Source organism: Mesorhizobium sp. M0195, from assembly GCF_040322115.1.
Taxonomy (GTDB): Bacteria; Pseudomonadota; Alphaproteobacteria; order Rhizobiales; family Rhizobiaceae; genus Mesorhizobium.
In genome coordinates this window covers 26,575-40,609 of record NZ_JAMYSV010000023.1, presented here as the reverse complement: position 1 = coordinate 40,609, position 14,035 = coordinate 26,575, and the positions used below count along the sequence as shown (strand labels likewise).

14 protein-coding genes and 2 pseudogenes are annotated in these 14,035 nt (G+C 59.6%); 12 read left to right on the top strand and 4 right to left on the bottom strand.

Features of this window, described 5'->3' with window-relative positions; translation table 11 throughout:
* Positions 1 to 741 precede the first annotated feature (741 nt).
* A pseudogene (locus NKJ12_RS27770) lies at positions 742 to 884 on the top strand (IS6 family transposase); the annotation flags it as partial.
* 84 nt (positions 885 to 968) lie between these two features.
* Positions 969 to 2,888 (top strand): potassium transporter Kup, encoded by a 1,920-nt coding sequence (locus NKJ12_RS27765; RefSeq protein WP_352706461.1) that lies wholly within the window; start codon positions 969 to 971, stop codon positions 2,886 to 2,888.
* Positions 2,889 to 3,088: 200 nt separating this feature from the next.
* Here the strand turns inward: NKJ12_RS27765 and NKJ12_RS27760 are convergent, their stop codons facing one another.
* Positions 3,089 to 3,466, bottom strand: a complete 378-nt coding sequence (locus NKJ12_RS27760) for a flagellar export protein FliJ (protein WP_352451800.1) — start codon at positions 3,464 to 3,466, stop codon at positions 3,089 to 3,091.
* A gap of 297 nt (positions 3,467 to 3,763) precedes the next feature.
* On the opposite strand from NKJ12_RS27760, the pseudogene NKJ12_RS27755 reads away from it, so the two are divergent.
* From NKJ12_RS27755 to NKJ12_RS27745, 3 genes and pseudogenes are all read left to right on the top strand, one after another.
* Positions 3,764 to 4,305, top strand: a pseudogene (locus NKJ12_RS27755) (IS6 family transposase); the annotation flags it as partial.
* Positions 4,306 to 4,339: 34 nt separating this feature from the next.
* A complete protein-coding gene (locus NKJ12_RS27750) occupies positions 4,340 to 4,525 on the top strand; it encodes a 2OG-Fe dioxygenase family protein (RefSeq protein WP_352706459.1) in 186 nt (61 codons plus the stop codon).
* Positions 4,464 to 4,901 (top strand): 2OG-Fe dioxygenase family protein, encoded by a 438-nt coding sequence (locus NKJ12_RS27745; RefSeq protein WP_352509854.1) that lies wholly within the window; start codon positions 4,464 to 4,466, stop codon positions 4,899 to 4,901. Before NKJ12_RS27750 ends, NKJ12_RS27745 begins: the two co-directional genes overlap by 62 nt.
* A gap of 1,454 nt (positions 4,902 to 6,355) precedes the next feature.
* Here the strand turns inward: NKJ12_RS27745 and NKJ12_RS27740 are convergent.
* Positions 6,356 to 6,544 carry a hypothetical protein gene (locus NKJ12_RS27740; protein ID WP_352706456.1) on the bottom strand — a complete coding sequence of 63 codons (189 nt, stop codon included), beginning with the start codon at positions 6,542 to 6,544 and terminating at the stop codon, positions 6,356 to 6,358.
* Positions 6,545 to 7,041: 497 nt separating this feature from the next.
* Here NKJ12_RS27740 and NKJ12_RS27735 point away from each other — a divergent pair, with 497 nt between their 5' ends.
* Positions 7,042 to 7,458, top strand: coding sequence for a hypothetical protein (locus NKJ12_RS27735; RefSeq protein ID WP_352706453.1), 417 nt, complete (start codon positions 7,042 to 7,044; stop codon positions 7,456 to 7,458).
* A 488-nt stretch (positions 7,459 to 7,946) separates the two neighbouring features.
* On the opposite strand, the gene NKJ12_RS27730 is transcribed toward NKJ12_RS27735, so the two are convergent.
* A complete protein-coding gene (locus NKJ12_RS27730; protein ID WP_352706451.1) occupies positions 7,947 to 9,341 on the bottom strand; it encodes a Do family serine endopeptidase in 1,395 nt (464 codons plus the stop codon).
* Between the two features lie 247 nt (positions 9,342 to 9,588).
* On the opposite strand from NKJ12_RS27730, the gene NKJ12_RS27725 reads away from it, so the two are divergent.
* From NKJ12_RS27725 to NKJ12_RS27700, 6 genes are all read left to right on the top strand, one after another.
* A complete protein-coding gene (locus NKJ12_RS27725) occupies positions 9,589 to 9,951 on the top strand; it encodes a hypothetical protein (protein WP_352706449.1) in 363 nt (120 codons plus the stop codon).
* A 251-nt stretch (positions 9,952 to 10,202) separates the two neighbouring features.
* Positions 10,203 to 10,673 (top strand): Hsp20 family protein, encoded by a 471-nt coding sequence (locus NKJ12_RS27720; protein WP_352706446.1) that lies wholly within the window; start codon positions 10,203 to 10,205, stop codon positions 10,671 to 10,673.
* 73 nt (positions 10,674 to 10,746) lie between these two features.
* Positions 10,747 to 11,241: an Hsp20/alpha crystallin family protein gene (locus NKJ12_RS27715; protein ID WP_352517318.1), complete on the top strand. Its 495-nt coding sequence runs from the start codon at positions 10,747 to 10,749 to the stop codon at positions 11,239 to 11,241.
* 72 nt (positions 11,242 to 11,313) lie between these two features.
* A complete protein-coding gene (locus NKJ12_RS27710; protein WP_352706444.1) occupies positions 11,314 to 12,060 on the top strand; it encodes an ETC complex I subunit in 747 nt (248 codons plus the stop codon).
* Between the two features lie 9 nt (positions 12,061 to 12,069).
* Positions 12,070 to 12,429: a DNA-directed RNA polymerase subunit omega gene (gene rpoZ / locus NKJ12_RS27705; RefSeq protein ID WP_352706441.1), complete on the top strand. Its 360-nt coding sequence runs from the start codon at positions 12,070 to 12,072 to the stop codon at positions 12,427 to 12,429.
* Positions 12,414 to 12,779, top strand: coding sequence for an SPW repeat protein (locus tag NKJ12_RS27700; RefSeq protein ID WP_352706440.1), 366 nt, complete (start codon positions 12,414 to 12,416; stop codon positions 12,777 to 12,779). Before rpoZ ends, NKJ12_RS27700 begins: the two co-directional genes overlap by 16 nt.
* A 118-nt stretch (positions 12,780 to 12,897) precedes the next feature.
* Here NKJ12_RS27700 and NKJ12_RS27695 read toward each other — a convergent pair whose 3' ends face one another.
* Positions 12,898 to 14,034 (bottom strand): two-component system sensor histidine kinase NtrB, encoded by a 1,137-nt coding sequence (locus NKJ12_RS27695; RefSeq protein WP_352706439.1) that lies wholly within the window; start codon positions 14,032 to 14,034, stop codon positions 12,898 to 12,900.
* Between the last annotated feature and the right edge of the window lies 1 nt (position 14,035).

The window sequence follows — 14,035 nt, the reverse complement described above, 5'->3', positions numbered from 1 at the left end:
ACGGCGGCTTGTTTCAAGGCATGATCGAAACGCGCCGCTCCTTATGGAAGCGTCGCATAATAGATTGCAGCGATGAGCGCGGACTTGATCATGTGCCCATGCATAAAGGACTTTATCCGCACCTGCAAGCAATCTGAAATGGCTACTTCGGGGAGCTGCCGAGCCTCTGTCGCGACGATTTGCAACTGACTTTTGCACCGTCGCAGAACTCAACTTTTGCGACAACATTTCCTGCTTCCCGCTTTCCTTCTGATGTCGAGCCCAGACGCGCTTCACCTGCGCTTCGCTGCAGCCGGTCAGCTTTGCCGTCCTGCTGATACTGTTGCCGCCAGACCGGAAGACAATAATGCGTTCGTGTGTCACCAAGTCAGCTTGGTCCGGCATATTTCCCGGTTCCGTCGCAAACTCCAGCTGAGGTCGGGCAGGTTGATCGTCACGCGGCGCTCATGCGGCGAGCATTTCGAACTGCTTGGGATCAATCGAGGCGGGAACCCTAGAGAGTCAGCCCTCAGAGCCTTTGGTATTAGACCGACCCCTCGCACCGGTTTGGGCTGGGTGTACAAGTCAGGTTTTCATCAGGTTCGACGAGTATGTCTGGCAGCCAGAGCGCGACCACTTCCGTGCCCGCCCGCTCGTCTGGCAGACACACACAGGAGAAAGAGATGCTAAGGCGTTATCAACTTAACTTTCGGCATAGACCGATGGCCTGAACATCGCGACCGTCAGCTACAAGCAGCGCCATCGTTTCCTGCCGCAGATCATCGCCCATGCGGTCTGGCTCTCCTTCAGGTTCCCCTTGAGCCTGTGTCTGGTCGAGGAAATGGCGCTGGAGCGGGATCGTGGTTTCGTATGAGACAATCCGCCGGTGGGGCAACAAATGCGGTCCGCATACGGAGCCATTACGTGACGGCACTTGATATTGCAGTGCAGCAAGCGTAGAGCACCGCGCGCTTATCGGAGTGTCGTCCATGGCCCTTACCAATGCTGGTAACGAGGCAGAACCCGTCGAACAATCGAGCCATTCTGAGGTCGAGCAGCACAGCACCAAGGTGCTGATGCTGGGCGCACTCGGCGTGGTTTACGGCGATATTGGCACCAGCCCGATCTATGCTTTCCGCGAGGCATTGGTGGCATCGTCGGGGGGCGAAGTCGCCAACCGTGGCGACATCCTCGGCGTGTTGTCGCTGATCATCTGGTCGCTGACGATCATCGTCACCATCAAATACATCATGTTCGTGCTCAGGGCCGACAATCGCGGCGAGGGCGGTGTGCTGTCGCTGATGGCGCTGGCGCGCAACAGTTTCCCGACCCGCTCGGCGGTGATCCTCGGCATCGGCATCGTCGGTGCCTCGCTGTTTTTTGGTGACGCCGTCATCACGCCGGCGATCTCGGTGCTGTCGGCGGTCGAAGGCATGAACGTCGTCACGCCGACGTTCCAGCCCTATGTGGTGCCGCTGACGCTGGTCATCCTGGCGATTCTGTTTTCGGCACAGCGGTTTGGAACCGGCGGCGTCGCCCTGATCTTCGGCCCGATCACGGCAGTCTGGTTCCTGGCCATCGGCCTTTCCGGTCTCAACCACATCATCGCCGATCCGGAAATCCTGCTGGCAGTCAGCCCGCATTACATCGTCGCGTTCCTGATCAATTCACCCGACGTCGCCTTCGTGACGATCGGCGCCATCTTCCTCGCCGTCACCGGCGCCGAGGCGCTTTATGCCGATCTCGGCCACTTCGGCCGTAAGCCCATCGTGCTCGCCTGGCTGGCCATCGTGTTCCCTTGCCTGCTGCTGAACTATGCCGGGCAGGGCGCATTCGTGCTGGCGAAAAACGGAGTGGTCGGTCATCCCTTCTTCGAGATGAACGAAGGCTGGACGCTTATTCCGATGGTCGTTCTCGCCACCGCTGCGACCGTCATCGCCAGCCAGGCGGTGATCTCCGGCGCTTTCTCGCTGACCAGGCAAGCGGTGCAGCTCAACATGCTGCCGCGCCTGGAAATCCTCCATACGTCGGAACGGCAGTCGGGCCAGATCTACATGCCGCGCGTCAACATGCTGCTGGCGCTGGTGGTGATGCTGCTGGTGGTCGGCTTTGGCGAATCCAGCAAGCTTGCCTCAGCCTACGGCATTTCGGTGACCGGCAATATGCTGGTGACGACGGTGCTGCTGTACGTGATCATGACCCGCATCTGGAAATGGCAGCTCTGGCTGGCCATCTCCCTGACAGTGGTATTCGCGTTCATCGACATTGGTTTCTTTGCCTCGAACATCGTCAAAGTGTTCGAAGGTGGCTGGGCTTCGCTGGCGGTGGCCTTCACCATCGTGCTGGCGATGTGGACCTGGATCCGCGGCAGCCGCTATTTGTTCGACAAGACGCGCCGGAACGAGATCCCGCTCGATTTCCTTGCCGGCAATCTGCTGAAGAAGAAGCCGCATCTGGTGTCTGGCACCGCGGTGTTCCTGACCAGCGATCCGCTGAGCGCGCCGACGGCGCTGATGCACAGCCTCAAACACTACAAGGTGCTGCACGAGCAGAACGTCATCCTTTCGGTGGTGACGGCGCCGCAGCCTGTCGTGCCCGACAGCGAGCGCGTCAAGATGGAGACCGTCAACGAGCTGTTCATGCGGGTGACGCTGACCTTCGGCTATATGGAGCAGCCCAATATCCCGCGTGCGCTGGCGATCTGCCGCAAGCAGGGCTGGAAGTTCGACATCATGACGACATCCTTCTTCCTGTCGCGGCGCTCGCTCAAGGCATCGCCCAATTCCGGCATGCCGGTCTGGCAGGACAAGCTGTTCATCGGGCTGGCGCGCACGGCGGCCGATGCGACCGAGTATTTCCAGATCCCGACCGGACGCGTCGTCGAGATCGGAACGCAGGTGACGATTTAGGGCATGCCGCGGTTGAGAAGAATCGGTGCTGTCACATTGATTGAGCGGTAAGGAAATTGAGGTAGCAGCGCGCCCGGCACTGTAAAGTTTCAGCGGCTTGATGCAGCGATAGCTGGCCGGGACGGCTGTCACGCTGCGGCGACACACGCGCCAACGGCCAGTCGGGTGTCGCGAATTGAGGCGCGCTGAAGCCGTCCGGCTCAGCCGATCATGGCGCTTCGGTTGCCGGGTTCGAGGTCGTGGCCTCTGCCGCTGCGCGATTCTAGCATTTGCGCCTTGGAGAGCTCTGCTTCAGCCTCGGCGAGGCATGGCTCGGCTGTGGTTCTCTGCCGCAGAAGGTCCGATTGCGAATTCTTGAGGTTGTCACGACGTAGGCGGGCGGCCTTGGCGAACGTCGGATAAGCGAAATGATTGATATCGGAGATGCCGGCCTTCGTTTCCTCGGCGTTTATCTGGAAGTCCAGTTCTCGCGCCATGCGTTCGAAATCGGCAATCATCATGTCTAGCTGCTGCAACTGTCGCCGCTTCTCATTCACCTGAAATTGCTTCAGTCGGACCAGATTACCTCGTGGCTTCATGACTCGGTACTCCGGTACACATTTCGTCCAATCAAACCGCTCTCTCCCAGCCCCTTAACGTTAGGCCTACAGCGACTCTCACGGTTTCTGCTGCGAGAGGAAACATATTTTCCAAATCCTTGGCCGATGGCCATGAGTTCAATGGCATCGACAAGCATGCGAGCGAGGGACTTAAGGGGCGGTAAAAAAAGGCGGAATAGGGCGATTTCACATTGTCTGCATATGAACGCGTTGAGACCTGCGGCGGCTTGTCACACAAACCAATCGCCAAGATTTGCGACATAGACGCCGGGGGGCATGAATACGCCCGCCGTCAGCTACACGCCCCCCGATTTCCGCCGCCTATTATGGCCTACGCGGTCTGGCTTTATTTCCGGTTTCCGCTGAGCCTGCGTCTGGTTGAGGAAATGCTGCTGGAACGCGGCATCGTGTTTTCGTATGAGACAATTCGCCGGTGGGGCATCAAGTTCGGGCCGGACTACGCTCGCTGCTTGCGCCGCAAGCCGCCGTGCCGGAATGATGTCTGGTACCTGAACGAAGTGGTCGTCACCATCGCCGGCAAAAAGCTTTGGTTGTGGCGCGCCGTCGACCAGGATGGATATGTGCTGGACGAAATCGTGCAAAACCGCCGCAACACCAAAGCCGCCAAGCGCTTGCTGACGCGGCTGTTTAAGAAGCAGGGGCTCGCGCCGAAGCGCATGATCACCGACAAGCTGCGCTCGTATGGAGCGGCAAAGCGACAGGTGATGCCGGACGTCGAGCACCGGTCGCACAAGGGGTTGAACAACAGAGCGGAGAATTCCCATGTGCCGCCGCGAAAACGGGAGCGGATGATGCAGGGGGTCTTGGAATCGACTGCTTCTCGATGAATACATGCGTGACGGCGGGACCTATCGCTACCGGCGCTATGGTGCGTTTGAATATGACGCAGTGGAGGGAATTTTTCGGCTCCTGCCGCATGCCCCTTACGAGCAATCGAAAGCCATCAACCACTTGAATGGCGGCTTCAAGCGCTACTTTGAGCCCTTTGAACAATCCTTTATCGATCATCTGTCTTAAACAAGATTCTGACAGGTTTCTGCAGAATTTTTGTGAAACTGCAGGACATGATCGTTGGAATATTAAGCTTCATCCCTACCGGATTGTTGCACGCGACGGTGTAAACGGCAAACCAGCACCCGAGGGACTCCATCAGGACGGGGTGGATTTCATCGTTTCTCACATGATCGGGCGGGTTAACGTCACCGGCGGTATGAGCACGATTACAGATGCCTCAAAGCGGTTCCTCGGCGATGTCGAAATGAACCTTCCAAATGATTTTGTGATCTGCAACGACCGCAAGACGTTTCATGATGTATCATCGATCGTGACCGAAAATCCGAAAATGCCGTTCGCATATCGTGACGTCCTTGTCATCGCCTTCGAGAAACTATGAATCAAGTCTTCAACCTAAGCACGTTGCGACAAATAGCGAGATCGCTGTCCATACCTGTGGGAATGCTTGAGGCAGAGTCGGACATATCGAACGCCGCCTGATCAGTCGGATAATCTGCAAATGGGTGGAAGATCGCTCTTGTGATGTGTAGTTTGGGACTGATAGTCGAGGCTTGATACCGTTGGACGCGAATGCCTTCTGGCGCATCACCGCCATGAGAATTCTCGTCCACTGTCCGATTCAGGAACTGCACACGGGCTCGCCGAACAAGAACTTGGAACGCTTCTTCATGCTGTCTTAGGCGATATAGCCGCCCGGAGTGCTGCGACACGTGCACGATAGTATCCGCTGGGGACGACGGATTGCTCACGGCAAACTCATGCTGGTCGGCAAGGCGATACTGGCTGGAGCATCAACTCGGCCGACGAGAGTGGCCCCCCATCCTAGGCAGGATCGGCCGACATGGCCGGCATCGCGAGCCGCTCTGAAAAGAGCACAGCGGGCATCCAGACGCTGCCGGGTTGACTATGGGTGTCGGAACCGCGAAAAGGGGCCGCTCTTCATGAGTGGCGTGCGCCGGCAGTCTAACCCAAGCCCCCCGCCCAGGCTGCCGGCGCGCTTCTAGGAACATCGAGGTGGGGCACTACACCGCTTCCTTGTCCGACTACGCTTCGATCAGATCCCGCGCGGCCAGCCTCGACCGTCGCTTGCGCCTCTGCCGCTGAGACCTTGTGCTTCCTCAGCGAGTCAAGCTGATCACCATGCGGGTCGCCAGTTCTGTTGCTCACCCACGTGCCATTTGCGATCTCGTGTCAGTGAGAGCACCGCAAGCACCTTCTCTGGTCTGGGCAAGGCGGCTTGCGTTGCCCGTGTTGTTACTATTCTTCGGCGTGGTCGAGTTTTTCCCTCGGCTTCGGAATCGGGACATTCGACTTTGCAAAAAATAGGCCATCGTGGTCGATCGTCACGCCCCCCAGTTCGGCGGAACGATGGACGCAGCGCAAGCTTTTTGCGCGGGGGGCTCGTCCCATTAAATACTTGATGCAATTTGCGCTTTGCGTACCTCCGTGCATGTTGCTCGATGCCAGGCGGAGGCCTCTGTCTAAACGACCGCATCGATCGCTTTGCCGCGATCGCCGCAGCCGTTTTCGAGCAGGACAATCATGCCAGGCGGTGTCGGCAGCGATGCGCATGCAAAAATTCACAGATGCATTCTAGACTAGCGCATCTTCGCCATCGCGCTTGGCTCTGAAGCCGCCTTCTTAGCTACGTCGCAAAGGGTTATCCGGCCAAGGCGGGTTCAATGGAATGAAATGAGGCCCTTTTGGGTCCTGAACTTTCAACTTCCAGACTGCCAATTATGCGACTTTCCAAGTACAAATCATGAACATAGGATGACGGGGCATCGGGTTCAAATTCGCCGCCAAGGCTCAGCTTCGCGCCGTCACGGTCGTTCAGGCGAGCTCGCTTTCCCAATCAGCGATTCTCAAGGTGCCCACTTGGGGGCCCCGGCCAACAATCGGATTTGAATGCGCATTTCTCAAAAGCCGGACAGGGGGTCCGCTAATTCCCGGACAGTGTGTGCGAATGCGCTCTTCGGCACCGCCTCGGAACAGCACGCCGTGGGGCAGGATGATCGCCATCACGCCTTCGTCTTTCGGAAAATGAAAACCGTGCAGCAGGACGGCCGAAATCGGCGTCTGACTTGGGCGCTAGTCCATAGTTCTTGAAGCGCACATCGTCGCCCATCGCGTCTGTCGGCTCCCCAGCGGTAGCTGTCAGGACATTAACGGGAACTGCGAACTGCGTCAGATCGCCGGAAAAGCTCAGGTCGAGATCGCGTCTGCCTTGAATAGCAAACAGCCATCCATGTCTCAGATAGACGTATCTCTGCGCGCCTCAGTTATGTGAAGGCCGTGGGGTCGAGCTTGAGTTTACGGTGAAACTTCCTGCACGCCGCCCCCTTACTCAAAAGCATTGGCGACGTCCCAGCATCGGATGTGCCGACAACAGCGTTTTCGTAGCTTGGGTTCGGACAGCGTGGGCGCTTTGATCGAACCGCCGCAGGAGAACTCGGTTGTTCTCTTATTGTGGGATATGCGTCGCAGAATCGGATACCACTTGCGACTCTGGAGGGCCGATGTCGCAGCAAGAGTCAGTGCGTATCCTGACGCGTATTTTTCGCGCGACGGGCGGCGCGCGACCAGTCTTGCTGCTTGGTGCCGGCGCATCCTTCAGTTCCGGGGTGCCGATCGCGGCCGAGAGCGTCAAGAGGCTGGCGAAACGAGTTTACGCCGAACAGGTGCTGGGCGGGGCGGTCCCGCCCGAACAGGTCCGCCTAACCGAGTGGCAGACCTGGCTGCACGACCAGCGCTGGTATCTGAAGGGCGACGACCGTCTTGCCGAGAATTTCCCACTCGTCGTTCAGCACCTGCTCAAGCCGGCGAGTACCGTAAGCAGCTCCTCCTCGACCTCATCCATCCGACCAATGGAATCGGGAAAGGCTATCACCGTCTGGCAGAGCTCGTCGTCAAAGGCCTCGTGTCGACAATCCTGACAACGAACTTCGACACCTGCCTTCCGACCGCTTTGGGTGCCGTGCGACATCACATCGGCCATATCGCCGAGGTGAACCGCCAGTCGGGCGATCTCAACGAGTCAGCCTTTATGCCAGGGCGCAAATTGTCTGGCTGCATGGGCGCGCCGAGCAATACTCTGACAAGAATCTCGTCGAGGAAGTTCAGCAGCTCGATCCGGAGCTGGTCGGAAAGCTCATTCCCCTCTTGGCTGACAGCCCCTTAGTCGTGATCGGATACCGTGGTTCCGAACCATCCATTATGGAGCATCTGCTGCGAGACGGCGCTGCTCAGAATGGTGGTCGCCTGTCCTTAAGGGTGTGGTCGCCTTCCCTGACCGCAGAAAGGCGCACACGGCAGCAGAGCCCTTTCCTCCCTAGGTTCGCCCTGTGGTGATCGTGTCCTGTCGCGATTTCGTGCGCGGCCTTGCTGAACGCCTCGTCGATATTTCGGTTCGGAGACGGCTACGTCAGGAGGCAGCCACTGCAACGAAAAGCGATTGTCCTTGCCTTTCGATGCGGAACAGGATGGGCTTTTTCTGCTGGCGGGATTTCGTCCACTCTTGCTGGATATCCGACGGCTGCGTCACGTTGCGGTTGTTGGCCGAGACGATGACGTCGCCAGGCCGAAGGCCGTTCTCGGCGGCGGGGCTGTTCGGCGCCACTTCCTGGACAAACACGCCGGTGGTACCCGGCTGCAGACCGAGTTGCTGGCGCGCTTCGTCGGGAATGGGGCTGAGCGACAGCCCGAGGCGTTGGTCCGCCGCTTCCGGAGCAGGAACCGCACCGGTCTGCACCTCCTCGTCCTTGCGTTGACCGACGGTCAGCTCCACCTCCTGCTGGGAGCCGCCGCGGTTCCTTGTCAACGTCGCTTTCGACCCTGGCTTTTCGTTCGCTGCCGCCAGCGTCAAGTCATGGACGCCCTGGATGTCTTTGCCGTTGAACCGGGTGATCACATCTCCCGATTGCAAGCCGGCCTTCTCCGCCGGACTGCCGGGCTCGACCGAGGCGACCAGCGCCCCCTTGGTGCTCGATATGCCAAGTGCCTGGGCAATCGACGGCGTCACCTCCTGGAGACGCACTCCGATGAACCCGCGCTCGATCCGGCCGGTGCGGATCAGCTGATCGGCAACGCTTCGTGCGGTTCGGGACGGCACGGCGAAACCGATGCCTATGCTGCCGCCAGACGGAGAGACGATGGCCGTATTGACCCCGATCACTTCGCCGCGCGCGTTAAACAGGGGGCCGCCGGAATTGCCTCTATTGATCGAGGCGTCTGTCTGGAGGAAATCGTCGTAAGGGCCGGCTTGGATGTCGCGCGAGCGGGCGGAAAGCACGCCGACGGTCACGGTTCCGCCGAGCCCGAAGGGACTGCCAATCGCGATCGTCCAGGCCCCCGGCTGCATTGCGTCAGAGTCACCCCAGGCGGTGGCCGTCATGTTGGGGCGTGGATCGACCTTCAGCACCGCGATGTCGGTTGCTGGATCGCGGCCCACAAGTCGCGCGGGCGAAGTCTCCTTATCGGAGAATACGACGTGGATTTCGGTGGAATCGGCGACGACATGATTGTTGGTGACGATGTAGCCCTCGGGGCTGACCACGAAGCCGGAGCCAAGAGCTTCTCGCACCTGCGGCTGGACTGGCCCGCGGCCATCGAAGGGATTGAGAAAATCGTCGAGCATCGTTTGGTCCTGGATGATCTGCCTCGTCGTGATAGCGACCACGGCCGGCAGCTTCTGACGCACGATTGCGCTGAAGTCGTTCGGGATTTCCTGTGCTGAAACCGGAGCAAAGCCGCCAGCCGAGAGCATCAAGATTCCTGCGACGAGGCCCCTGCACAGTCGCTTCCTGGAAATGTAAGACATGATTGGTTCTCCTGCCCGACCGCCCTGGCGCTGCTGCGTGAGTTGTGCCAGACGCAAGAACTGACACTCACGCCGATTGTTTCACCGGTTCGAAAAAATGTTGATGGTGGGCTGAACCGCGAGAAATGTGGCGTTGCGGGGCCATTGAAATTTGGTCGAAACTCTCCAAAATTTCAGCTGGTAGAAATCGCGAGAGCCACCAAAGATGACATCAACAGAGGAGACTATTCAAAGCGGAGGACCATCGATGGAAGGAGCCATTTCGACGAGTTTTCCCCCAATCGGGCCCGAGGGTCCTGATGCTTTTCTTGACCGGTTGCTCCATCCAGCACGGCATTTCGAGCGACCTCAGGACGTGCTGACTGACCTGACGCTGGACGTCCAGGAGAAGCGTGCAATTCTTTCGTCATGGGCATCGGATGCCTGTGCAGTGGAATCGGTGCCGGCGCTGCGCATGCCGCCGGGAGCAACCGAACCGGTCAGCTTCGATGCCATCATGGACGCGTTGCGCCAACTGGATCAATTGGAGAAGCTTCCCGGCGCCGGTCGGGGTCGTGAGATTGACAGCATCGCGGTCACCGGTTTTACAGCATCCGTCGATCGACCTTGAGCGGAGCGCGGCCACGCTCTTCATCCGAGGCATCCACCCACCGGCGAGGTCCTGCCGGCGGGCGGGATAGACGTGTTCTTCTGCGACCATTCGTCTGGCTGAAAATTTTCCTATAGCCCCCCTTGAACACGTAAAGCACTGTTATAAATAATTAATCGCCGGTCGCCAGATGGGGCCGGCGCAGGTCCAGGAGGCGTCAAGGCTCTCTTGGCGTCTCCTTGTATCCATGTTGCTCAAAGGAGGATGTGGCTATGAGGACAAACCTCGATTTTACCCCCCTGTTCCGGTCCAGCATCGGCTTCGACCGAATTTTCAACATGCTGGAGAATGCGAGCCGTATCACTGCGATAGACAATTGGCCGCCCTATGACATCGCCAAGACTGGTGAGGACGCCTATCGCATCACCATGGCGGTCGCCGGCTTCTCGCGGGATCAGCTGACCATCACTCATCAGCCTAACCTGTTGGTTGTGAGCGGGTCGCAATCTGGCGACGATGACGGCCAGTATCTCTATCGCGGCATAGCCGGGCCCGCCTTCGAGCGTCGGTTCGAACTGGCCGACCATGTGAAGGTCGTTGGCGCCAGCCTGGACAATGGGCTGCTGAACATCGATCTCAAGCGCGAGCTTCCCGAAGAGATGAAGCCGCGCCGGATCGCCATCGCCGGCAGCACGGCAAAGGCAGCACCGCGGCAGATCGAGGCCGAAAAGAACGCAGCCTGAAGTCAGCGTGAACCAGAAGCGACAGGCACCGGCAATCGTCCGGTGCCGCGGTTGAACGTGGAGGTGAATGACAATGAACATGCGTGACCTTATCCCGTGGGGCCGCAACAACAACCAGGCCCCGAGCATCTATAGCGGTGGCGACCCGTTCCTTTCGCTTCACCGCGAGGTAAACCGGCTCTTTGACGATATGTTGAGGAGCTTCGAGACGCGCTTGCCTGCTGCGGGGCAGCTTTCGCCTTTCGATAGCGGCTGGCCGAAGGTGGAGATCTCGGAGTCGGATAATGAGCTTCGCGTCACCGCCGAGGTCCCCGGCATGGAAGAGAAGGACATCGAAGTTCTGCTCGACGAAGACGTGCTGACCCTGCGTGGCGAAAAGCAGTCGGAGACCGACGAGAAGGACTACTCCGAGCGCTTCTATGGTCGCTTCGAGCGGCGCATACCCCTTGGCTACGAGGTCGAGGACGACAAGGTCAAGGCGTCCTTTGCCAATGGCGTCCTGACCCTGACGCTGCCGAAGAACCCGAACGCGCAGTCGAAGGTGAAGCGCATCCCGATCACCCACTGACGCATGGAGCAAGTCGGAGGCGGCAGGCCGCTGCCTCCGGCGCATCCTTCGCCAAAATGGGAGGGATGAGTGATGCAGAAGCAAGAAAGAGAAGTCACACCAGTCGTAGAAAATCTCGAACTGGCAAACGACAACCGCGGGCGAGCGCCGCTGTTCGGCAGATCCGAGTTCCCGAGTGATGCGGTCGCACGGATCTACAAGCCTTGCCGCTCAGTCATGACCTCCGGCCGTGCGCGGCCGAAGGTCTGGCGGCTGGTGTTCGAGCGGCGTACTGCGCCGGTCATTGAACCGCTGATGGGCTACACCGGAAGTGGTGACACGCTGACCCAGGTGGAGCTCGATTTTCCGACGGCTCAGGCGGCCATCGACTATGCCGAACGGCAGGGGCTTGCCTACGAGGTTCAAGGAAGCCCGGCGGCCGAAAAGTCCGTCGAATCTTCTGATGCGGACAAGCGGCTGCAGGCCGGCGCAGACGTTGTCTTGAACCGCCTCCAGTTGACTTTGCTGCAGACCAGCTATGGCGCTGTTTCGCAGGCGTCGCATTATCGAGCGGCTCTGGCGGACTCGGAGGCACTTTTTGCATCGCCGATGGATGTGGTCGTCGACCCTCTTCTGACCGCCGACGAGAAACGCGCCATCCTGCGCAACTGGGCGTGGAATGAGTATCTGGTCGATCTCGCAACGGCCGAGGGGATGCCGGAGAACGCGCGTCCGACGCGGCTCGACGAAGTGGAACAGGCGCTGGTCGCATTGGAACCCTGGATGACGGCAGCGAACCTGACCGTCTCCATTCCTGAACAGAAGCAGAAGGCAATGTGAGGTGACGCTATGGATCCGCTCATTGTGTTCGATTGTGAAAATACCGTGCCGAACCGTTTCGCACTGGCTGTCGCCGCGGTGAGACGGGCTCGTGCACTCAGCCGGGGCGCCGAGCCTCGCCTGTCCGACAAAGTGACTGTGGCCGTCGAACTCGCCTGCGTGAGATCGCCGGCAACCGGTTCCAGCCCGACGAGTCAAGCCCTTCGTTCTGGCGGGTTCGGTTCCGCGCGATCGCCGGGTTCGGCCCGGCCGACGAAGAAAGCTTCGCGGTGGCGAAGGGCAATCCCTGGCCGCCGCACCCGCCTTCGCTCAGAGGGCGGTGCACTGACCATGTCAGGAAAGGAGGATGAACAATGGAGAAATGGCTGAAATCTGAAACACGTCCGGTGATCGACATCCTCAATGTGATCGCCGGCATAGCGCTGGTTCTGTCGCCTTGGTTTCTCGGCTTTGCGGCTGAACCCCATGCGGCCTGGAACGCCTGGATCGCCGGTGCGGTGATCGCCCTGATCGCCGTGGGTGCACTGGTTGCGTTCCATGCCTATGAGGAATGGGCAAACCTGGTGGTTGGGCTATGGACGCTGATCTCGCCTTGGGTCCTCGGTTTTTCGGCCCTGGCTGCCGCCATGTGGGCGCATGTGATTGTGGGCGTCATCGTGGCGGCCTTGGCTGCCGGAAACCTCTGGTTCTTCGGCGACCGTCCGGTTTCAACGGCCTGACCAGTCTCTCCGGCGGGCCTGGATTTCCGGGCCCGCTTTTTTCAACCGTCTTCGATGGGGTCTGCCGTTGCAGGCGTTGCGGCCAGGCACATCGGCAGCCGAAACACAGGCCGCTTTTTCACCGACGTGTATTGAGCCGGATCTCGCCCTGCAGCTCGTCATTTCCCGTGCTTGGCGCGCGGGGAAGAAAGAGATGAACGCTTGTTCCCTCGCCGACTGCACTCTCGATCCGAACATGCCCTCCAGACTGCTTGATGAAGCCGTAAACCTGGCTAAGCCCAAGTCCGGTCCCCTGGCCATCCGCCTTGGTGGTAAAGAACGGCTCGAACACCTGGGCCAGGACCTCCTTGCTCATCCCGCACCCCGTATCGCGGACCGTGACCCGAACGAAAGAGGCAGCCAGAGCGGGCACGTCTTCGATGTCGCCTGGAGTATCGCTGGTCTCAATCGCCAGCGTGCCCCTGCCGGCCATCGCGTCCTTGGCATTCACAGCCAGGTTCAGGATGGCGACGTCCAGCTGATTGGCGTCGACGAGGACAGGGCCAAGTGCCGGATCCAGCTCAAGGCTAATGCCGATCCCGTTCCCCAGCGTCCGCTCCAGCAGCATCGTGACGGCTTTGATTCGTCCATTCAGGTCGATTCTCTCCGGATACAGCGACTGTCCGCGAGAGAACGCGAGCAATTGCTGCGTGAGCGCACCGCAGTTTTGCGTTCGTTTCAGCAGCTCTTCAATCAGAATCGCCGTGTTCGGATTGGCAGGATCCTGGCGCAGCTGCTTCTGAAGCAGTCGTAGCCCCGATTCGAACACCGCGAGCAGATTGTTGATGTCGTGAACGATGCCGGCGGCGAGCCGGCCGATCGCCTCGAGCTTTTGTGATTGACGTCGACGCTCCTGCTGCGCGCGTTGCGCGGAGACGTCGCGAAGACTGGCAAGCAGCGCCGGCCTACCATCCCAGCTAAGCTCGACCGTCCGCATTTCCACTTCGGCTGGTGCTCGATTGGGTCTGTGGACGGTGATTTCCGTGGTTTCACCCGATATGACCGGTCGCCCGAGGGGAATCTGGACGAGATCGGCAGCCGGACAACCGAAGATCGCGGCCGCCGCCGGATTTGCATAAAGCACCGTTCCCGTCAGATCCACGACGAGAACCCCGTCGGCCGTGGTTTCGATCAGCCGTCGAAAATCGAACTGGCTGATGCCCGTCAGACTTGCCTCGCCGTATTGGTCGAAGATTTCGGCTGCGGCGCGCGCCATC